Origin of the sequence: Paenibacillus ihbetae, from assembly GCF_002741055.1 — a bacterium.
GTDB lineage: Bacteria > Bacillota > Bacilli > Paenibacillales > Paenibacillaceae > Paenibacillus_AQ > Paenibacillus_AQ ihbetae.
This window is the reverse complement of record NZ_CP016809.1, coordinates 3264502-3285569: the sequence shown is the minus strand read 5'-3', so window position 1 is coordinate 3285569 and position 21068 is coordinate 3264502. Positions and strand designations below refer to the sequence as shown.

The 21068-nt window shown below is 51.2% G+C and carries 21 protein-coding genes; 6 read left to right on the top strand and 15 right to left on the bottom strand.

Features of this window, described 5'->3' with window-relative positions; all coding sequences use genetic code 11:
• Nucleotides 1-143: 143 nt before the first annotated feature.
• The 3 genes from BBD41_RS14695 to BBD41_RS14685 form a co-directional block, all read right to left on the bottom strand.
• Nucleotides 144-1205 (bottom strand): hypothetical protein, encoded by a 1062-nt coding sequence (locus BBD41_RS14695; RefSeq protein WP_099477995.1) that lies wholly within the window; start codon nucleotides 1203-1205, stop codon nucleotides 144-146.
• Entirely contained in the window at nucleotides 1189-1767 is a 579-nt protein-coding gene (locus BBD41_RS14690) for an RNA polymerase sigma factor (RefSeq protein ID WP_099477994.1), read from the bottom strand. Before BBD41_RS14690 ends, BBD41_RS14695 begins: the two co-directional genes overlap by 17 nt.
• Before the next feature lie 500 nt (nucleotides 1768-2267).
• Complete coding sequence (locus BBD41_RS14685) at nucleotides 2268-3065, bottom strand: SDR family NAD(P)-dependent oxidoreductase (RefSeq protein WP_099477993.1); 798 nt, start codon at nucleotides 3063-3065, stop codon at nucleotides 2268-2270.
• A 253-nt stretch (nucleotides 3066-3318) separates the two neighbouring features.
• Between BBD41_RS14685 and BBD41_RS14680 the strand changes: the two genes are divergently transcribed.
• Nucleotides 3319-4173 carry a helix-turn-helix transcriptional regulator gene (locus BBD41_RS14680; RefSeq protein ID WP_099477992.1) on the top strand — a complete coding sequence of 285 codons (855 nt, stop codon included), beginning with the start codon at nucleotides 3319-3321 and terminating at the stop codon, nucleotides 4171-4173.
• A gap of 96 nt (nucleotides 4174-4269) precedes the next feature.
• Complete coding sequence (locus tag BBD41_RS14675; protein ID WP_099477991.1) at nucleotides 4270-5142, top strand: SDR family oxidoreductase; 873 nt, start codon at nucleotides 4270-4272, stop codon at nucleotides 5140-5142.
• A gap of 110 nt (nucleotides 5143-5252) precedes the next feature.
• Here BBD41_RS14675 and rlmH read toward each other — a convergent pair whose 3' ends face one another.
• From rlmH to BBD41_RS14660, 3 genes are all read right to left on the bottom strand, one after another.
• Nucleotides 5253-5732: a 23S rRNA (pseudouridine(1915)-N(3))-methyltransferase RlmH gene (gene rlmH / locus BBD41_RS14670; RefSeq protein WP_099477990.1), complete on the bottom strand. Its 480-nt coding sequence runs from the start codon at nucleotides 5730-5732 to the stop codon at nucleotides 5253-5255.
• A gap of 392 nt (nucleotides 5733-6124) precedes the next feature.
• Nucleotides 6125-7246, bottom strand: coding sequence for a cytochrome P450 (locus tag BBD41_RS14665; RefSeq protein WP_206098308.1), 1122 nt, complete (start codon nucleotides 7244-7246; stop codon nucleotides 6125-6127).
• Nucleotides 7247-7321: 75 nt separating this feature from the next.
• Nucleotides 7322-7900 carry a TetR/AcrR family transcriptional regulator gene (locus BBD41_RS14660; RefSeq protein ID WP_099477988.1) on the bottom strand — a complete coding sequence of 193 codons (579 nt, stop codon included), beginning with the start codon at nucleotides 7898-7900 and terminating at the stop codon, nucleotides 7322-7324.
• Between the two features lie 268 nt (nucleotides 7901-8168).
• Between BBD41_RS14660 and BBD41_RS14655 the strand changes: the two genes are divergently transcribed.
• The 3 genes from BBD41_RS14655 (at nucleotide 8169) to BBD41_RS14645 (ending at nucleotide 9244) form a co-directional block, all read left to right on the top strand.
• Nucleotides 8169-8342 (top strand): DUF3934 family protein, encoded by a 174-nt coding sequence (locus BBD41_RS14655; protein ID WP_099477987.1) that lies wholly within the window; start codon nucleotides 8169-8171, stop codon nucleotides 8340-8342.
• A gap of 53 nt (nucleotides 8343-8395) precedes the next feature.
• Nucleotides 8396-8839 (top strand): HEAT repeat domain-containing protein, encoded by a 444-nt coding sequence (locus BBD41_RS14650; protein ID WP_099477986.1) that lies wholly within the window; start codon nucleotides 8396-8398, stop codon nucleotides 8837-8839.
• A gap of 111 nt (nucleotides 8840-8950) precedes the next feature.
• Nucleotides 8951-9244: a hypothetical protein gene (locus BBD41_RS14645; RefSeq protein ID WP_099477985.1), complete on the top strand. Its 294-nt coding sequence runs from the start codon at nucleotides 8951-8953 to the stop codon at nucleotides 9242-9244.
• A gap of 104 nt (nucleotides 9245-9348) precedes the next feature.
• On the opposite strand, the gene BBD41_RS14640 is transcribed toward BBD41_RS14645, so the two are convergent.
• From BBD41_RS14640 to BBD41_RS14630, 3 genes are all read right to left on the bottom strand, one after another.
• Nucleotides 9349-10389, bottom strand: a complete 1041-nt coding sequence (locus BBD41_RS14640; protein WP_099477984.1) for a dynamin family protein — start codon at nucleotides 10387-10389, stop codon at nucleotides 9349-9351.
• A gap of 186 nt (nucleotides 10390-10575) precedes the next feature.
• Nucleotides 10576-10743 (bottom strand): CxxH/CxxC protein, encoded by a 168-nt coding sequence (locus BBD41_RS14635; RefSeq protein ID WP_099477983.1) that lies wholly within the window; start codon nucleotides 10741-10743, stop codon nucleotides 10576-10578.
• A 509-nt stretch (nucleotides 10744-11252) separates the two neighbouring features.
• On the bottom strand, nucleotides 11253-12626 hold the full coding sequence (locus tag BBD41_RS14630; RefSeq protein ID WP_077570823.1) for a S1C family serine protease: 1374 nt from the start codon (nucleotides 12624-12626) through the stop codon (nucleotides 11253-11255).
• A gap of 786 nt (nucleotides 12627-13412) precedes the next feature.
• Here BBD41_RS14630 and BBD41_RS14625 point away from each other — a divergent pair.
• Nucleotides 13413-13670 (top strand): alpha/beta-type small acid-soluble spore protein, encoded by a 258-nt coding sequence (locus BBD41_RS14625; protein WP_028406228.1) that lies wholly within the window; start codon nucleotides 13413-13415, stop codon nucleotides 13668-13670.
• 552 nt (nucleotides 13671-14222) lie between these two features.
• Here the strand turns inward: BBD41_RS14625 and BBD41_RS14620 are convergent.
• The 6 genes from BBD41_RS14620 to BBD41_RS14595 form a co-directional block, all read right to left on the bottom strand.
• The gene (locus BBD41_RS14620) at nucleotides 14223-15026 is read right to left on the bottom strand and encodes an MBL fold metallo-hydrolase (protein WP_077570825.1); all 804 of its coding nucleotides are present in this window, start codon (nucleotides 15024-15026) and stop codon (nucleotides 14223-14225) included.
• Nucleotides 15027-15033: 7 nt separating this feature from the next.
• On the bottom strand, nucleotides 15034-15783 hold the full coding sequence (yycI, locus tag BBD41_RS14615) for a two-component system regulatory protein YycI (protein ID WP_099477982.1): 750 nt from the start codon (nucleotides 15781-15783) through the stop codon (nucleotides 15034-15036).
• A 444-nt stretch (nucleotides 15784-16227) separates the two neighbouring features.
• Nucleotides 16228-17505 (bottom strand): YycH family regulatory protein, encoded by a 1278-nt coding sequence (locus tag BBD41_RS14610; RefSeq protein WP_099477981.1) that lies wholly within the window; start codon nucleotides 17503-17505, stop codon nucleotides 16228-16230.
• On the bottom strand, nucleotides 17502-19256 hold the full coding sequence (gene walK / locus BBD41_RS14605; protein ID WP_418304254.1) for a cell wall metabolism sensor histidine kinase WalK: 1755 nt from the start codon (nucleotides 19254-19256) through the stop codon (nucleotides 17502-17504). The genes BBD41_RS14610 and walK overlap by 4 nt, the downstream gene beginning before the upstream one ends.
• A 74-nt stretch (nucleotides 19257-19330) precedes the next feature.
• Nucleotides 19331-20062 (bottom strand): response regulator YycF, encoded by a 732-nt coding sequence (gene yycF, locus BBD41_RS14600; RefSeq protein WP_099477979.1) that lies wholly within the window; start codon nucleotides 20060-20062, stop codon nucleotides 19331-19333.
• Nucleotides 20063-20108: 46 nt separating this feature from the next.
• Nucleotides 20109-20744: a hypothetical protein gene (locus tag BBD41_RS14595; protein ID WP_162292786.1), complete on the bottom strand. Its 636-nt coding sequence runs from the start codon at nucleotides 20742-20744 to the stop codon at nucleotides 20109-20111.
• Between the last annotated feature and the right edge of the window lie 324 nt (nucleotides 20745-21068).

The window sequence follows — 21068 nt, the reverse complement described above, 5'->3', positions numbered from 1 at the left end:
CTTCAGTCACGATGAAATAAATCTATAGAAGACCAGTAGTCATCACCCCCTCTCTCTGCCTTAGACGGGCAGAGCAGCACCTTCAACCTGCCAGGCAGGACAGCTTTTGCCATTTAATTCAGCTTAAACCCTGCACCTTCTGATTAGTCCGTACCTTTTTCAGATAATTGCTTTAGCTCAATTTTAATAGAATAGATCGTTCCTTTAGAGGTAAACAACGCAGTCACGTCTGGAGAACCCTCTTTTGTGAACGTTAATGTATCAAACCGTGATTCAAGTTTGGCTACGTTATAATCAGCCAAATCCAAATTCATCCATGCCTTAGCTTGCTTCACTGCTTCCTCATGAATCTTGTCCAGCTCAATTGCTTTTGTTTTCTCAACTAAGTCATGATATTTATTTTTATCATCCAATTGATTAAGTTGATCCGACAGCGGAAAAGCAACAACTCTTGTGATCTGATTCGTATTTTTTTGTACATCAATGAGGATAGAACCCTTGTGTGTATGATACACGAACTTATACACCGGATTTTGATCGGGTCTTAAGATCATTTGACTTACTGACCGTTCACTTTCTTTAAAATCCCCAACTTTATGAAAAGCTTGGTCCGCTGCATCCTTTGTTGCATCTGGAACCTGCTCCTCTTCAATCGTTTGCTGCGCATAATACCATTTACCTTGGTCAAATTCGACGGAATTATTTTCGTTTCGCGCCTCTATGTGAAATGTGTTCGGTTTATATTCGTACATAATCACATCATTAATTCCTTCTCCTTGAGGGAAAATCTCATCCCAAACCTTTTGCAGCTGGCTTTTAAACTCCTGGTCCTCAATGTCCTCAAAGGGAATCATCCCCGTATGAAATTTCTTATTCCCATCCAAATCTCGTGAATAAATGGTATCCACCTTCTCATTTGGACTACTTTTCATTTCTTTGGCAAACGGATTAATATATTCAAACAAAGATAGCCGCTCTATGGCTTGAGCCATGACAGGAGTTAGAGACACACAAAAAGCAACCAACGCCGCTGCGATGACTCCCACTCTTCTTGTGAAGATCGGTTTTTGTGGTGGCATGCTTTTGGATTCAAGTTTTTCGACAATCCGTTGACTCATGCTGTACTCTGGCGTCTCCGTATCCCGAATCATTTGCTCCACTTGGTGAATACTTGCGATTTTAGATGGATTAGGTGATCGACGCATTCACTGTTCCTCCTTCATTAACTTCCTTCGTCTGCAGTTTTTTGCGAAGGCGTTCATACTTTTTGCGCACGGTTGCCGGTTTCATATTCATGATTTCACTAATCTCGTTGAAGTTATATCGATGAATCGCCCGGAGAACTAATATATGTCTCTCTTCGATCGTCAGTGAATTTAGAAAATCCTTCAGTGTCGTTTGACTGTCTATTTGCTGAGTCGAGGTCTCAGGCTGATCATATTTATAACGATCTATAAAACGAAACCACCTTTTTTTGCTGCGGATTTGATTCAGACTGTAATTGTAGGCAATTTTGTACAGCCATGCCGAGAAACTCATATTTGGACGATACTTATGTATCTGTTCATACACTTTAATAAATATTTCTTGTAGAGCATCCTCGGCTTCTTCCTTGTTTTTGAGTATATGGTAACAATAGATATACATTGGTTTTTCAAAGTTTCTTATAATTGAAGCGAAAGCTTCCTTATCACCAAGCTTAGTCCTTTCAACCAGCATCTCAATTTCTTCTGTGTTTGATTTATACTCTCTGTAATGACTATCCAAAAACTTACCTCCTCCTGCCTACACTCTTAAAACACCAATGCAGCTCAATTTGTGACAGCAGCATCAAAAATAATAACATCATCGACCTTGAAATGATGAAAAAGAATATAATATTTACCGGTATACAACACTGGGAAAGCCTTGTTTTCCACTTGTAATGTACGAAGACGGCAAATTATTCAGTACAATCTCTTAGAGGGGTGCTGATCGAGTAGGTCACCGATGAACAGACGGAGGGCGGTTGAAAAACATATGCATTGCATCACGGGAAGAGCAGGGAGATCTATTCGAATGGGGGAAAGCGGAATTAGCGAACTAAATGCATTGTTTCATAAGCGAACGCCCTTTGGCCTCACAGCTTAACAGGCCTAACGGCGAAAAACTCTTCTTGGAAAGACCAGTCTCCATGAAGAGTTTTATGGTTAAATGATATCTATATGATTTACTGTTGGTGATCTTCAAGTGCATCGAGACTCTAAGTCAAGAACCGGATCCCGCTATCAGTGCCTTTTTGGTTTTGACATACGTTCCATGATTAAAGCCACCCTGCGCCTGCTGAAAAGTCGGATCATTAGAGCCATAAAGTAATTGCTACGGCCATCGATGATATAGCTGCGCCCCTGGTCAATTCCGCGGAATCCGGCCTGTACAACCTTTTCCGGGGTCGAGAGCTTCTGACCTGCTCCCATCTCCTCGCTGCCGACCGCATCGAAAAATCCCGTCTCTGTTGCACCCGGGCACAGTGCGAGCACGCGCATACCACGCCCGCGCGTCTCCGCCCATAGCGCCTCAGAGAAGGACAATACAAATGCCTTGGTACCCCCATAAACTGCAGAATATGCACAAGGCATGAACGCAGCCATCGAAGCTACGTTAACGATGACTCCATCCTTTCTCCTCAGCATATCGGGCAGCAGCCGATGCGTAAGATCGACTAACGCAGCCGTATTCAACAGAATCTCCTCCTGCTCGCGCTCCGGGTCTATTTCCTCGAAACGGCCATAAGTGCCAACGCCTGCGTTGTTGATGAGAATATCGACCGACAAGCCCAGTTGGGATATTTGTTCGGCCAGCTGACGCGGGGCATTCGCTTTGGACAAATCGCAAGCGAGCGCATAAGCCTGTACGCCGTACTGGCGGTTGATTTCCCTTGCCATTGCATCCAGCTTGTCCTTGGAGCGCGCTGCCAGAACGACATGACTTCCTCGTGCCGCCAGTTCTTTGGCATACGCTTTCCCGATTCCAGATGAAGCACCAGTGACTACTGCCAGCTTATTTCGATATATATATTTGTTCAAGAAGCCAACCTCCTAATTTAAGCGTCTCTGACGTAAATTATCTTCATTGTACTGTCGGTGGGGGGAAGTCAACCACATCATGTTTATACTATTAGCGGGATTAACAGCCTCTGTGCTCGTTGTGTTTCTCTTTTGTAGAAACGGCATTCAACAGAGATTATAATAATCATATATAACGTTCTTTTGGTCCATGTGGTACTAGCAATTTGCATCTTCCCTATGAGTAAATAGATAAGTAAATGAGGTGACCCATTTGAAAAAGAATCATTCTCCGTCCGCATTGGGTGACTTCCTTAAATCGCGCAGAGAACGGTTACAGCCTTCAGAGGCAGGGATCCAGCCGCTGCCCGGACGAAGACGCACTCCGGGACTTCGAAGAGAAGAAGTCTCTTATCTTGCCAATATAAGCGTGACTTACTATGCCTGGCTGGAGCAAGGCAAGGAGGTTAATCCTTCGCCGGAAGTGCTGCTAAGTATCAGCAAAGCGCTTCAGCTTGACGAAGACGAGCAGAAGCATCTATTCGATCTGGCCAATGTAGATGTGACGAGCGTCGTCACAGTGCCAAATAACGGTGGGCCGGATACGGGAGTTCTGCAGAAAATCGTAAATCAACTGCATTATCCTTCTTTTATCACAGACGAAGGTACGGATATTATCGCCTGGAATCGAGCGGCAGAACTGATCGTAGCCGATTTCGGCAGTCTGCCGGACAACGAACGGAATATGATGGACATTATGTTTTTAAAGCCGGATTACCGCAACAGACTGGTGAATTGGGAAGGCTTTGCCCGTTACGCTGTAGCTGTTCTGCGGGCAGGCTTCGATCTATACAAGAACAACCCGTTATATATGGAACGGTTCGAACGCTTGAGGCGGGAAAGCCCGGAATTCGTGCATTTCTGGGAGCTATATGAAATCAAACAAAAACGTGTAGCCACCGCTTTATTCCGTGTTCCTAACGCACAGGAGATGGAGTTTGAGCTCCATTCCGCGGCTGTAATCGATAATGACCCGGCACTGCACTGGTGTTTCTTTGTTCCGGTGCCCGGTTCAGGTACGGAAGAGAGATTATTGCGTTTACTTGAGCAGGACAGGCAGCTACCGTAGACTGTTACTCCCATTAATAGAATAGACGTGCTGTGGCTAGCTCCCTCTAGTTGTTTGTATAATTCGGTGGATGACAACGATTGGAGGGTGTTTAGCATGCAAACTTGGTTTATTACAGGAGCATCAGGAGGCTTGGGTTCATGTATAACTCGCCGGTTGCTGGATAGAGGGGACCGTGTAGCCGCAACGGTACGCAAGCCGGGGGTGCTGGATGATCTGCAGGCACAGTATGGCTCTGGGCTTTGGCAGGCTAATTTAGATCTGACAAACTCTCAACAAATTGCTGAAGTGGTGGAGCGTGCATTTTTAGAACTGGGCACGATCGATGTGTTTGTCAATAATGCAGCCTATGGCTTGTATGGCGCAGTGGAAGAAGCAAGCGATAAGCAAATTGAACATCAGTTTATGACCAATGTGCTTGGCTCTCTGCGTGTAGCGCGTGCTTTCCTGCCCTTCTTCCGTAAGCAGGGCGGCGGTCACATGGTACAGATTTCGAGTATGGCGGGTCATTATTCTATTCCGGGTATGGGACTGTATTGCTCTTCGAAATGGGCGGTCGAAGGAGCCTTTGAAGCGCTAGCTAAGGAAGTGGCTCCGTTCAATATTAAGACCACTATGGTGGAGCCCGGCGGAATCCGAACGAATTTCATTACAAGCAACGCCGTATTCGGCGAGCGGATGGACGAATACCGGGATACGGAGGCAGGCCGATTCGTTAGCCTGATGAAGGGAGAACTGCCTGGTATAGATATGAGCATGTTCAATCAAATGGTTGTCGGCGATCCGGATAAAATGGCGCAGCAGATTATCCACCGTGTCGACCAGGGAGATGGGCCGATACGTATGGCGTTGGGCAGCGATGCCTATGAGCAAATCCGGGCAGCCCTGCTGGACAGACTGGCCGCTCTGGAAGCACAGAAAGAGCTGGCTTACTCCACTGATTCAGATGATGTGGTAAAACCCTTATAAAGGACACCAAAAAATTCGGCATCCACGATAACTGGTATGCTCCTCTGCAAGTAGCCTGTTTATTTATTAAACCTGCTTACTTAAAGGGGGGCATATTTAATAACTTGCCGTTATTTATGGTACGGTTCCCCCCGATTAATCTTCACCGCTCGGTAAATCTGCTCCACCAACACCAGCCGCATCAGCTGGTGAGGCAAGGTCATGCGCCCGAAGCTGAGCTTCGTTTGGGCACGCTTCAGCACGGCCTCGGAGAGACCGTTCGAGCCGCCGATCACGAAGGCGACGGTGCTGGTACCGTAGGTGCCCAGCTTGTCGATATGGGCGGCCAGATCCTCGCTGGACCACAGCTGTCCGCCGATCGCGAGCGCGATCACGTGGGCGTCCGGCTTGATGTGGCCGAGAATGCCCGCGCCCTCCTTCTCCTGCACTTGACGCATCTCCGCCTCGCTCATGTTCTCCGGCGCTTTCTCGTCAGGCACTTCGTGCACCGACAGACGCACATAAGGCGCCAGGCGCTTGCTGTATTCCGCAATGCCCTGAACCAGATATTTCTCCTTCAGCTTGCCTACGCATACAATCTGTATATTCATGCGATAATTTCGCTCCTTGTCTATACTGTTCTGACGTTCATTCTACCATTGTAACCCCTGCACGGAAAGAAAGACGCCGTCTTACCTCCCTCCCGTACGAAGCCTGTCGTTTCCACCCACTCATGAAATAAAAAGAACCGCAACCCGCGGCTCTCCATCCATCGTTATTTTCAGTTGCTGTTCATCGTCGTTACAAGAAGCTGGTGCAGTCGGACTTTCTGATGTAAACATCAGAACTACCCCGCACACTTCATTTGAACACACACAACCTCCGGCATTTTGAACACACCGCCTCCGGCGCCCCCTCTTCCATGCACATGTCCTCCCGGCAAACCCTTATGGTTGAGCAAGTTCTCTAGCTTGCCTTTACCTTGAAGGCGTCCTCCCGCCCCTCAGCGCAATATGACAGGCAACTCCTTCAGCGCAAACATCATCGTACTGTCCATCCGGGTGAGCGGGGCCGAGCGGTCGCGCCGATACTCCGGGAAGCGCTCCAGCAGCGCCTCAATCGCAATGCGTGATTCCATCCGCGCGAGCTGAGAGCCGAGGCAATAATGGATGCCGCTTCCGAGTCCAAGATGCGGATTCGGACTCCGGTGAATGTTGAATACGTCCGGACGCTCGAACACCGCCTCGTCATGATTGGCGGAAGCCATCCAGATATACACATGCTCGTTCTCCCTCAGCGTCTTCCCGCCCAGCTCCGTCTCCTGCTTCACGCGGCGGAACATCACCTGTACGGGCGAGAAATAACGGAATACTTCCTCCAGTGCGCCCGGTATGAGTGATCGGTCCGCGAGAAGCTCTGCCCGCACCTCCGGCAAGCTATCGATGGCCAGAACGGCAGAGGAGATCAAATTCGTTGTCGTTTCATTGCCGGCCACCAGCAGGAGGATGCAGAAGCCGATGATTTCAAGCTCGGTCAATGACTCGTTATCGATACGGGCTTCCACCAGCTTCGTAATCAGGTCATCCTGCGGATGGCGGCGCCGGTCCTCCGCGATGGCCGAGAAGTACTCACTCATCTCGCGCTGGCACTGGATATATGCTTCGTAATTATCGCCAACCAAAGCGTCCGACCAAGCCTTGAAGCGTTCCCGGTATTCCAGCGATACGCCTAGCATCTCGGCAATGACGACGATCGGGAGGGGACTCGCTAAATCCGCCACGATGTCCATCTGCCCCTTCTTCTCCGCTTCATCCAGCAGAGACTTCGTGATCTCCTCGATCTTGGGAGCAAGTGACTCGATCATCCGCGGCGTAAACGCATGGGAGACCAGTCTCCGAAGCTGTCGGTGCTTCGGTGGATCCTGCCGCAGCAGGCTGGACTCGATCGGGTCCTCCGAAGAAGGCGCACCTTGGGACGAGAAGACCTCATAGTTGGTGAAGACCGCCTTCACATCCTCATATCTGAAGACGTTCCATGCGTTGTCGCCAGCCTTTTCCACGGGGGAACTCTTACGCATATTGCTGAACCATTCCAATGGGAGCAAACCGTTCTGATTCCATTCCATACCGATAACCTCCATCTTCGCTTCAAGATTTGAACTGACTGGTCAGTCATGCCTGCTTACAAAAGAAGGCCGTGTTTATTCAACCGATATAAACAGGCCTTGGGTAATGACCGTGAACGCAAACTGCTCTAGGTCTTCGCGGGTATAGGCTTCTTGATGATTCAAATAATAATTACATACGCTCTCCAATGTGCCGATCATGCTGACCGCAGCCAGGTTGGCATCGACATCGCGGAACAGATTCTCTTCACACTTGCCATCCTCAATGATCTTCGCCAGAAAGCCGATATGCGTCCGCTTCAGCTCCTTCAGCTCTTCCAGGACATCCTGCTCAATGCCGTTCGAGATCTCATTGAATACGATATGGGAAAAATGCCGGGATTCCAGAAACAGATCCAGATGATGACGGATGGTCCGCATAATCATCTCTTTGATCGGCAGCGGGGAATTCAGATCCGCTTCGGTCCGCCGCATAATATCCTCGAAGCCCTGCTTGACGACCGTCTTGAAGAGCTGGGATTTGCCCGGGAAGTTGTAGTACAGCGTCCCCTTGGCAACCTGAGCGCGGGCGGAAATCTCGTCCATGCTTGCGCGGTGGTATCCGTTCTCGGAGAATACTTCTATGGCTGCTTGGATAATTTTCTCTTTACTCACAATGGGGTCTGCCCTTTCACATAAATTTCAGTTCAATGTCTCTTGTTCTGACTGGTCAGTTCAAAAATAAGATAACATGCTGGGAAAAATTAGTCAACCGAAGACGTCCCTAGACCATATCAATGTTGGATTCCATCCATATATATTTCGATTCTTAGGTTTATTTCCGTTGTATCCTATACATATGGTCCAATACAGTGTATATTTCAACAGGGCTGGTAAAGAATCAGCATATAGGGATAAGAATATATCGTAACGGAGTGATGGGTTGAGTAAATCCAAGGGCAAGGGCGGAACAGGCCGAGGCACAGGCAAGAAAGGCTGGAGTCGATGGGATGCCAGCGCGAGAAGAGCCAAGAGTAAACCCAAACCTTATACCAGTAAAGGGACCAAACAGGCAGACAATGCAGCGGACGCCAGTCATCATAAAGGTACCCCATAATGAACATATGGTTTTAGGAACCCCTGATACCACCTATGAAGGAGATGAACGGATTGGACAATCAAGAGGTTGTGACGGACGTGCCGTCGAATTATGAAGAGCTGAAAAGCTCCGCTAACCGGAGCGCCAATTGGAGAGAACGGTTAAACGCCGTTGAAGAGCTGGGAAATTGGAAAAATCAGAAATCCATCGATATTTTGCTGCATAGACTGAATACGGATGCGGTTCACCAAGTAAGGGAAGCAGCCTATCACAAGCTCCTTGCCTTTGGCGAGGACGTGCAGATGCCCGAAAGACGAAAAGGCGAACTGATGAAAGACGTTTCTAAAGTGCTGCTGCGCATCAAAAAAAGCCTTCCCCGTGACCACAAGTATGAAGACTTCAAAGACAAGTTAAAAAAGATGAGAATTGATATCTATGATACGTACGAGGGTGACAAAGGGGACGAATTCGACAGCTGGCTGGAGCAAACCTGGTCTTCCTTGTTAAGAAGATAACGGGGTAACCAGCCTTCCAGAAAGCTCACCATGTTTATGAGATTTCCGGATATGTTATACTGAACACAAATATTAGTTTATAGGAGTGGTACTCTGAGAAAGCAAAAGCCCATGTCGTTTGATGATCTGTTGAAGGAATTGCAAGGACAAAAGTCGGTACAGGAGGATCCGGATAACATCTCTCTGGAAAAGCTGTTCAATGAATCGTTTATGCGTAAACATTCATCCTATAACAGCTTTGGGGATTTTGTCGTAAAAGGTAACTTCCAAGTGGAAACGCACGAAGATATCGAGAACATTCCGGACGAATTGTTTGACCGTCACGTTTCAAGAGAAACCGATTTTTCGGATTGGAAATCGATGCTGGAGAAGGCCAAAGCCGATTATGAGGCTGCCACGAAGTAAATCAATGATAAATAGCGCTGCTTTGACGCAGCTATGATCAGGAGCCGAAGGCTCCTTTTTCTATTCCATCCGTTTAACGTGGTATATATTCGACATCGGCTGGCTTACTTCGACTCGGAAATGGATTCCGATTCCGTCTCGGCCTTCTCCCTGAATTTCTTATAGAGCTTTGTAATATTCGCCGGATTGATCTGGATGTTGTGCTCGTAAGCGTATTTCACAGCATATCCCAACGCCAGGGTCGTAGCCCCCGCGACCGTCGCTCCGGCGACCGATCCCGCGCCAGGGAATACCTTCACGATCTGCCGGAAAATGCTCTTCCCGATATTCCCGAATATCGTGGCAATGACGAGCTCTTTCGCCGTCTCCTTGCTGATCGGCTTATTGTATAGCACCGCAAGCCGGGTAAGGAGACTCACTTGAATGCCGGTAATCGGAATGATATCCGATCCCGGAATGGGGGATGCGCCTACTGCTCCTGCCGAGATCGAGGCTCCGATGATCCAACCGTTGGCGGTCGCCGACTTCTCCTTGATGCTTTTGGCAAAGAGGATGTCTTTAGACTTTTTTTTAAGCATCTCCAGAATGCTGCTCCGCAGCTGGTCGATGTTCTCGCCCGTCCGTGAAGACACCGGCACAACCTCATAGCCCCCTCCGGTCTCCTTCCGGATCCGCGCCACCAGGCGGTCGATTTCATCCGCGGCATCAATTTTGTTCAGCACGATCAAGATGTTCGGGTTGACGCCTTGAATTTTCTCAAACGATCTCTTCTCCACCTCCGAAAAGACGGTGCCTGCAGCGTTGAGGAAGAACAGCACGATATCCGCCTGTTTATAATAATTCAAGGTCACTTCCGAATTGGCGGTATTCACATCATTCAACCCGGGTGTATCAATGAAAGATATATTATCCTTATATTTATGCGGATGAATCACCGTCGTTTCCCCGGGCTCAGCCCCGACGCCGGCCACCTCTTCGCCCACGATCCGATTCATGGTTGAGGATTTGCCCGTATTCACGTCGCCAATCAGCGCAATGAGGATTTCCTGCTTCAGCTGACGGTTGATTTCATCCATTTCCTTCTCGTAAGCCTCATCGGCTGCCCGCTTGATCTCCTCTTCCCATACTTTACCGAAGTCATCCATCTCTAATCGTCTCCATTCACGATAGGTTATCGGCGCCTCCGTGCAATCCATACATCTATCATACACTACGGAGGACTGTCCACCAAAGCTTCGCTGCTTCTATTCCCTTCATGATCTCTTAAACAAAAAAAGCGTGAAATCATCACGCTTTCTCATTCGCATTATTTATGAATTAAAATATTCACGTTACACAACTAAAAATTCAGCATGCTTCTCGCACTCCGCGCACTTCACCGGCGGGTCCCAGTCCGAAAACTCCGTCTCCTTCAAATTCACGATATCTGGAGCATCCTCATACTCATCCACGAAATTTTCGATTGCCAGTTCCACATGTTCTTTGCATACGACGTACATTCTATGCATCCTTTCTGTTATCGCCTATGAGCCCGCGTTTCTATCAAACCGTATAGCCACTCTTCTGTTCTACCACACTCTGCGGGAAAAAGAAATGCTTTTACCCGAATTACCCCCGCATCCGGGCTTCCAATGTATTCTGCCACGCTTCCGGGCCCGATATTCCCCGAAATTCTTCCTCCTGGTTTTTTCGGCAAAGGATTATTCGTTATTCTGGGACAATACCACGCTCATAGAAGCCCGCTCTCTACGCGCAGCCTCGATGAATCCATACTCGTGGAGGCGGGCGAACGTCGACGAGGAGTTGATCAGACCGATGTTCGGGACAAGATATGCCGAACGGGGAGGCCTATCCCCAGATGACGTTAAATTACCGCTAGGGAGTGCCTCATTGCCTCAATCCCAGTAAAACAGCAAGAGAGCGTGCTTTGCACGCTCTCTCTTTAGTCCGCCAAGTGACTGACATTTAACCATTTTCATATCTCTTTCGTCTAAGGCCTAGCCGGAGCTTATTCCTCCGGCTTCTCTTCCAGCTTCACCTTGAGCGATTGCAGCTTCCCACTCCGGTAGAATGTTACATCCAGCTCACCGCCAACCTTGGTGTTGCGGTACAAATGCTTGCGCAGCTCCAGGGTGGTCTTAATCGGCTTGCCGTCCAGCTTCACGATGACGTCGTTCAGCTGAAGGCCCGCATCCTTTGCAGGTCCCAGGGCATCCAGTACGACCACGCCCTCGGTTACACTCTTCGGCAGCTTCAGATTTTCCTTCTCTTTCTTGCTCAGCGGCGCATAGGGATTGCCCAAATCCACCGTATAAACACCCAGGTATGGACGCGCAATGTAGCCCTTCAGCATAAGCTCCTTAACAACCTCGGTAATCTCATTTACCGGAATGGCGAACCCAAGGCCTTCCACACCGGTATCCGCGATCTTCATCGTATTAATGCCGATCACCCGGCCATTGAGATCGACCAACGCACCGCCGCTGTTGCCCTCATTGATGGCGGCATCGGTCTGAATCACTTCCTGCTCCCAATCGTAATTTCCGTCCTGATTGAGCGAAACCGGAATGATCCGGTTCGTATAACTGACGATGCCGGAGGTCAGCGTATCTCCCAGCCCGAGCGGGTTCCCGATCGCAATGACCGTCTCGCCCAGCCGCAGCTTGGAGGAGTCGCCGAACTCGGCAACATCGCCAATGCCTTTGGCGTCAATCGAGAGCACCGCAATATCACTCACACGGTCGGTGCCGACAAGCGTTGCTTGTTTCTTCTCACCGGTTACCGTAACGACCTCGAAGGAATCGGCATTCTCTACGACATGATTATTCGTGATGATATAGGCCTTACCTTCAAGCTTTTTGAAAATAACACCGGATCCCAGCGCATCCTCCTGAGATTCGCCGAAATCGCCGAAGTCATCCCCGAAGTCGAATTCCTCTCCGAAATCAAATCCTTCCGGAAGCTCCAATCCCTCTTCGTCTTCAGGCAGGACTTCTTCCTCGTTCTCCAGCTCCTCCTCTTCCGGCAGCACCGTCTCTTTATGCGTCAGCACGCTTACGACAGCAGGACGCACCTTCTCGGCTGCTTGGATAATCCGCTCGTAAGGGTCCCCTTCCGTCGAGGACAGCTGATGTCCGCCGTTCACCAGAGTAACCCGGGATGTGGAGGCAGGATGACCGGTAATGAAGCTGAACAGCATCACGGCAATTAGTGCGCTGCAGACCGAGCTGATCGCGGAAATTTGGAAGGTGGACAGCCCTCTGCTCCGGCGGCTGGTCCGCCACTTTGTTCGCCACTTGGTTCGCGCAGATCGGTCCTCGCTGGCATTTTTGCTCTTCCTGGATACTTTGGTTGAATAAAAATCATCGTCAAACAATCCCATTCGCGATCCCTCTCTCCCCTTGTCGCTGCACGTCAAGATACGATATCCGCTTAAAGACCATCGCCATTACCGACCGACTCCGAATTCATTCTGTCGCCATAACAATCCGCCCTGCATCGTGTATCAGATCTTTGTTCCAACGCATGCCCACGCCAATAAATCTCTCTATAGTTATAACTCTTAAGAAGGCCAAAAAGTTGCATCTCTCGGCCATACTCTTTCTATTTGTACCATTTATACGAACCCTGCCTGAACGTTCCGACAGGAAACTATGAATCTTCATCCAGAAAAGGTATGTATTGGTACCTGTATGGTTCAAAAAAAACCCTGTATCCTTCTATTACCACAAACAGGGCGGCTCCAAGCGCAAATTCCATGTAATTTTATGAAACAGCCGGCAGCAATCCGCCTGCTCCATCCATCGCAACAACCCAGTTCACTGCATCCTTGCATACTGTACCGACAGCTGTCATGAGCATGTTCTTTAGTGCTCCTATTGTACCACAATGATCACGTTTAAAGTTAGCTGTCTTTTGTAAAAACAATTGTCAAATTGATGGAAATATTTCTGGAATTCCGGTCAAGTACCTAAAAGGTCATGCTGCAGCCACGCTTCTCATAACACACTATTAGGTAGTACGCAAATTTCACCATAAGGTTCCGGAATTCTGCTAAGGCTGCCCCTGTCTGCCAAGGCTCGTCAGCTGCTTGCGCATGCGCCCGCCAGAAGGCGGGGATGTTAATAACGCATCATGATTATGGTTCGCGAAAGGGAGGTGAACGCATATGGCTAGAAGATCAAGGCGGCGCCGCAGTCCTGAAATGCAGCAGTTCATGAACGATGTCATGCGGAACGAGGGCTACCAGGTCAACCCGCAGCAGGAAGTGAAGTATGAGGTTGCAAAAACGCTGGGTGTCCCGCTCAAGCCTGAAGGTAACGGCAATCTGACCACCGAGCAGGCCGGGAAAGTCGGAGGCGCCATCGGCGGCTCGATGGTCCGGGAAATGATCCGGATGGCCCAGGAGAGTTTAAGCAAGCCGTAAGAACGTTCTGAACTGCCTGTGCTATGGCTAAAAACACTCCATGGCTTGCGAATGCTACATGGCCTGGGACAATGCTCATCATTCAACCATGTCGTTCCTTGCACACGCGCTAGGGGTTAGCGCCTGGGGCTTCGTGGTGCGGGGCTGGTTCCCCTTAAGGCAGGCGACTAGGGCATGGGCATATGACGTTAACGCCGTTGCATCTTTTGCGCTTAATGGCAAAAAGCAAACAGGCTGCCTCTGTCACAATCCACGTGACGGAAGCAGCCTTCTCTTATGTTATCGCGTCCAGCCAGCTCCTTGCCCTCCACGCCCGGCATTTCTCCGGCTCGGCGGTCCATCAGGATTACCCGTCCTAATGTAATGTGCGGCCTATTGAAGCAATTGCCGATTCGCTCATTATACTGCGCCCCAAACGAAACGCAACTATACCCGTTCGCCGCTGCATATACGAAAAACGCACCGCTGTATATACGTGAAACACACCACTGCATATACCAACACACCCAACTGTCCAACCGCTTGCGCAGTTCCTGTGCCCCACAGGCCTTACTAATCGCCTACCTTATCCCAAGGGGTCGAGCGGTCATAATAGGTATCGCACAGCTTAAACTCGCTGTCCTTGAAGAAGCAGCCGCGGTCTTCCATCGTATCGCGCACGGTCATTTTAGCCAGATCCATCATGTTATGATCCAGACTGAGATGCGCCAGATACGCCCGCTTCGTATCCCCTGTCAGCAGCTCGCTCAGCGCCTCACCGGCCGAATTGTTGGACAGATGGCCCATGTCGCCGAGAATCCGGCGCTTCGTGTTCCATGGGTAGCGGCCCATACGCAGCATTTCGATATCGTGATTCGCCTCCAGTACCAGCACATCCGACCCGTCCAGCGCTTTTTTCACTTTATCGCTCACATATCCAAGGTCTGTCGCAACACCAAGCTTCTCATCGCCGTCATAGAAGCAGTAACCGACCGGTGCCGCAGCGTCATGGGAAATTTCGAACGGCTCAACCCGCAGCGTTCCGAAATCTTTCACCTCATGACTCTCCAGCACAATCCGGTTCTCTTCGGCAATTTTTCCAAGCGATTTGCTCATCGCTTCCCAAGTCTTCTCATTGGCATAGATCGGCAGATTGTATTTGCGCGCGACTGCCCCGAGTCCTTTAATATGGTCGGAATGCTCATGCGTTACCAAAATACCGTCGATTTCTTCTCCCATCATATCACGTTCCTTGAGCAGCTCATCGATGCGCCGGGCGCTTAAGCCCGCATCAATCAGCAGTGTCGTATCCTCGTTGCGGACAATGGTCGCATTGCCCGTCGAGCCGCTCGACAGCACGGAAAAAGATATCCCCATAATTCTGTTACTCCTTTGCCGTATCGCTTTTGGGTGTGAGCACATCCCCACTAATTCCCTGTACATAGATCATCTCGCCGTTATCCAGCGTGAACCGCCATGTCGGCGCCGCCAGCTGGTCCTCCGTATTGAACAGCTGACCGTAATAACCGAGCTGGATATCCCTTACCGCCGTATCCCGCGGAATGAAATTACGCTCAATCAAGGTCTCCAGCGCTTTGGATGCCGGGAGCACCTTCTGCTCCTCCGCCCCGTCCGTCGGCAATATTTCAAACACCGGCTCCCGATAGGCATGGATTTTCTGCGACTCATGGATAAACTCCAGCTCCACATTAAACAGCGGCCATTCCTTCAGCACCAGCGGCCGGAACACAAATACATGCTCTTGATCCGAGGGCTGATCATGACGATAGTTTGCGAGGTCCGGGATTGCCCCCTCCAGGGCGCTTCGCAGCTCCTTTTCATCGGCGTAAATCAGCTTCGTATCCACCGGCTCCTCGAGCTCCACCGGCTCCTTCTGCATTTCGGCGCTGTAAATATAATTGATTTTGGGCAGCTGGGGCGTTTCCGACGGAATCGGGCTCTGCACCTGAATCCCGTTCTTCTCCATGATCTGCTGCGTGCTTTCCGAGAGCGAGGTAAAGTCCAGACTGGAGCCGGCCTGCTCCCGATAGTCGATCCACAGCTGATAGCCCAGCACCAGATTCAGCAGCAAAAAGGCGTAGATCAAAACATTTTTAGCCCGGCCCCAATCCATCACGTTCCCTCCTTGTTCTCGAATTCCAACACAGCCTGCATTACCATGTCATTCGTTAATCCAACCACAACTGCTTAGCATCTCACTTGTGATTCCAATAATTCGTTACCGTGTCACTCGTGAATCCAACTTCTTAACGCGTGCCTCTCCCGGCGCGCGGTGTAATGTTGATCAGCGTCGACGCTCGGACGACAAGCCATACTGGTTAGCGTGTTACTCGTGATTCCAACACACCCCGCTTGCCTTGTCATCCGGCAATTGGCAGGAAGGAGCGTGAGGAGTCATCTGTCCATTGACGATCACGATCGGCGATCGTGGAGCGAGCCTGGATGCGCGGATACCAACAGCCCCAACCCGTTTGACTGGCACAGTTCAATTGGCCCCACACCTCTAGAACTCTCCTTCCACTGTAACAGTAGGTCGCCAAGCTGCCTTCGCAGTCCGTTACTCCAGCGTGCGCACACTTCCGTTCTGAAGCTCGACGGCCCATACCGGTTTAAGCAGCAGCCCTTCTCCTGTAATGATCGGCAGATATGCCGGCTCCAGATTCTGAATCCGGGATTCCTCCGCGATCGCATCCAGCTTCGCTTGAAGCTCCTCGCCTCCTGACAGGGTCACCATCTGCTTGCTCAGCGCCGGCGATTCCAGATAAAGCAGCGAACGTTCATACGACGTCACCGTGCCTTGCTGCAGATCAAGCTCCATCACGCCGTACTGGAAGCCGGACGTATTGAGAATCGGATAGCCTCCATAGTACTGCTGGAATTTCACCAGCGTCCGCTCCTCGGATTCACTGGCTTTGCTGAGCCGGTAGATTCCGTTCCACCCTCCGTGCTGATTGACAAAATCAATCGCAGACAGCACATCCTTCCCCGGACTGCTCTCTCCCGACGGCGGCGCAGCCGGGTCGGTGTAGCTGATCCAATGCTGTCCCTGATCCACCTGCAGGCTTCGCTTGCTGTCGGTATAAATCTCGGAGCCGTCTTTTTCCCGAATGTTGCGGGTAATGCTAGGGTCAAAGAACAGGCTGCGCTGCATCTGCTCAATCGTATACACGCCGACCGGCAGCTCGGTGCTGACCATATTCAGCTTCTTGTTCGGCACATAATACCTGCCGTCAACCATGGTGTATGGCGTCCAATTGAACCCGAAATCGACCAGCTGATCAACGTCCTGAACGGTCAAGTCGGCCTGGACGGCTTCGTACACAACATCTCCCTTGGTGCTGAAAAACATCACGTGAACCTTCGCCTCGCCCGGAACGCTGTACAGCCACATTTTGTTAATGCTCTCTCCTTCGAACAGCGAATCGGGCACGATCTGCATCACGCGCTGCAGAAGTGTTACCGGGATGCCCGAATCAAAGCTCAGCTCAATGCCCCGGTTCTCGGATCGAACCTTGTTCCAGTCGATATTGCCTACCATCCGGCGCTGGAAATTGTCGAAGGTCCGGCCCTTCAGCCGGTTGTACACCAGATTGTAGAACGTATCGTTCGGATAAAAGATCGTATGCTTGTCTTCACCGAGATGGATGATCATTTTGTCGGGATACAAGAGATTCTCCGGCTTCTCTTCCGGCCCCATCTCCTCGGTTCGGATGTAGGAATCCTTCGATTGCACAACAGAATCGCTGCCCGGCAGACGGTAGATCAACACATAGCTTTGCACGAGACTGCCTAAGACCAGCACGACCAGCAGCAAAGTCTTTAATCGTTCCTTCACGTCGTTGACCTCCCCTCGTTATTCAGGGGCAAGGTAAAGGTCACGGTCGTACCTTTCTCCAGCTCGGACTGAAGGGTGATTGAACCCCCGTGGGCTCTAACAATTTCCCGGGCAATGGACAGGCCAAGACCGGTGCCCCCCAAATTGCGGCTCCTAGCCTTGTCCACCCGGTAAAACCGTTCGAAGATGCGGTCCAGATCCTTCTTCGGAATGCCGATCCCGGTATCCTTCACGGATAGGGACAGCATGCCGTCCTCTGTGATGCTTGCCTCCATGGTGATGGAGCCCCCATCGGGCGTATATTTCAGTGCATTGGAGATCAGATTGTCGAGCACTTGGTCGATACCGTCCCGGTCCAGCATCGCTGCGGACACGCCTGGCTTAATATCGATAATGGTGCGGATATGCTTCTGTTTCATTTGAAAAGAGAACCGGTCCTCGACATCCTCCAGCATCTCCACGATATCCGTCGGCTCCTTATGAAGCGCCGCTTCCTTGGAATCGAGCCGCGACAGGTGAAGCAGGTCGGTGACAAGGCGGATCATCCGCCCGGTCTCGTTCTGGATAACGCCCACAAAGCGCGGCCCCATCTGCTTGTCCTCCAGCGCCCCGTCTTCGAGCGCTTCGGTATAGCTCTTGATCGTGGTCAGCGGCGTACGCAGCTCATGCGATACATTCGCCACGAACTCCCGCCGCGAAGCCTCAAGCTTCTCCTGCTCCGTTACATCCTGAAGCACGGCAATGGTGCCCGTAATGCCGATCTCCCGCCGATGGATCGGCGTAAAGGTAACCCGCACCATGAACGGCTCTCCGCCTTCACGCGGCGCGATCTCCAGCAGCTTGGAGTCATGATGCTCCCCGCGCGCCAGCGCCTCGGATTCGGCTTCCTCCAAACCAAGGAGCGATCCGATATCGCGTCCTGCCAGCTCCTCGCCTTCCACGCCCAGCATTTCTCCGGCCCGGCGGTTCATCAGAATCACCCGGCCTGCTTCATCCGTGGCAATGACCCCGTCGCTCATATTGGTGAGGATCGAAGCAAGCTTCTCCTTCTCCTCCTCGTTCTGGGACAGCGCCTCGCGCAGGCGGCTCGTCATATAATTGAACGCCTGGCTGAGCTGGCCGATCTCGTCGCTGCCGAATACCGGCGTTTTCTCGGTAAACCGGCCATCCGCGACCGCTCTTGCATGCTTCGTCAGCTCCTTGATCGGATGCGTGATCGTATGCGACAGGATGACGCCGAGCACAGCCGTTAATCCGAGCGCCAGGAGAATCCCGGATATAAAAATATTGTTAATCCGCTGCATGGTATTGTACAGCTCGCTCATGCTCGCCACGATGTAGATCGCGCCTACGATTTTGTCGTTGTACATGACGGGCTTGGCGACTACTTTTTTGCGGATGTTGTCATCGTCGATAATATATTCCTCGTTGTCCTGAATTCCCTGCAAAGCTCGGCTTACGACCGTCTGCGTGTTTTTCGTGCCCTCATAATCGGCGTGGGAAGGCAGCGAGGTCGTCAGTACCCGTCCCGTCGAATCCAGCACCTGGATCTCGGCCCCGCTCACATTGAACAGATTGTTCACCATGACGCGCAGGCTTTCCACCGGATCCTCCTCCGATTCGTTCTCGCCGCCAAGGGTTTTGGCAGCCAGCACCGACATCAGCTCCGCACGCTCCTGCAAATCCTTCGTAAAGTTGCTGGTCAGGGACGTCTTCATCGCACTGACGAAATACACCCCGATCAGCTGCATCGCGATCAGAATGAGCAGCACATAGATGATGATGACCTTCGCCTGAATCGTGCGGAAGAAGGAGAGCCACTTCATTAGAGGCCTCCGTTTTTAGGGCTTCGCATCAGGTAGCCGAGACCGCGCCGGGTCAAAATATACTCCGGCTTGCTCGGATTCTCTTCAATCTTCTCCCGCAATCGGCGAATGGTCACATCCACCGTGCGGACATCCCCGAAGTACTCAAAGCCCCATACCGCTTGCAGCAAGTGCTCACGGGTCATCACTTTGCCGGCATTGCGCGCCAAATAATACACCAGCTCATACTCCCGGTGCGTCAGATCAAGGGCCTCGCCGCCCTTGTATACCATATACATATCCGTATCGATAAACAGATCGAACAACCGCAGGCCTTGTCCGCCCGCACCGGTACTGCCCGTTTGATCCGCCGTGTTGTCAGGCTTTTGCTGCCGGCGCATCTGCGCCTTCACCCGGGCCAGCAGTTCTCTTGTGCTGAACGGCTTCGTCACGTAGTCGTCCGCCCCGAGTTCAAGCCCGAGCACCTTGTCGATCTCTCCGTCCTTAGCCGTCAGCATGATGATCGGGATCTGCAGGTTGGCGGCACGCACCTCGCGGCATACGTCCATCCCATCTTTACCGGGGAGCATCAGATCAAGCAGCATTAGATCCGGGCGCCGAGTCAGCGCGATGTCGACCGCACTGATGCCGTCAAAGGCGCAGATGACCTCATAGCCCTCTTTTTCCAGGTTAAACTTCAAAATATCGGCGATGGGCTGTTCGTCATCCACCACCAGAATAGTTCCCTGCATCTTCCTGTTCACCTCATACCTTCACTTGAACGGTCTTCTTTTCATTTTAACACACCTGCCGCCTGGACACACCCATTCCGCGGGGGAATGGACGCCCCAAGCACGCAGCACTCACTCCGTTGCTCCAGCTTCTCACTTCGTCACCCACATCCCCCGCCTCCACGGCCCGCTCCGATTCACGGGGAGCGGCCCCTTCTTCGGCAGCATCTGCTTCCACGGAAATGGGGATGGACTTTGCAGATAAGGGAAACCCTTCATACGTAGCTTGGGGGGCATTCGGAAAGCGGAGCGCTCGCCTTTGAATTCGGAAAATCTCATCAGGGATGATTAGTTCCAATTTTTCCGAATTCAACAGCGATGGAGAAGGACACCCCATGCCCAACAGCGGCTGGAAAGACATTTCCCGCTCTGCCACCCACATCCCCCGCCTCCACGGCCCGCTCCGATTCACGGGGAGCGGCCCCTTCTTCGGCAGCATCTGCTTCCACGGAAATGGGGATGGACTTTGCAGATGGGAACCCTTCACGCAGCTTGGGGTGGCATTCGGAAAGCGGAGCGCTCGCCTTTGAATTCGGAAAATTTCATCAGGGATGATTAGTTCCAATTTTTCCGAATTCAACAGCGATGGAGAAGGACCCCCCATGCCCAACAGCGGCTGGAAAGACATTTCCCGCTCTGCCACCCACATCCCCGCCTCCACGGCCCGCTCCGATTCACGGGGAGCGGCCCCTTCTTCGGCAGCATCTGCTTCCACGGAAATGGGGATGGACTTTGCAGATAAGGGAAAATATCTTGGAGGCCGCCTTTGGGAGCCCTTTGTCCCCTTAGTCCAAATTCCAGTCAAGACAAAGGGCGGACAACAGCGGCTGAAAAGATATTTCCCGTTCTGCCAATGACATCCCCAAATCCCATCCAAGCAGATGCAAACGAAGAAAATGGCCGCCCCCGTAAAGGAGCGGCCATCTTCATCATTATGATATATAAAACCAATAATGGCTTATGTCGT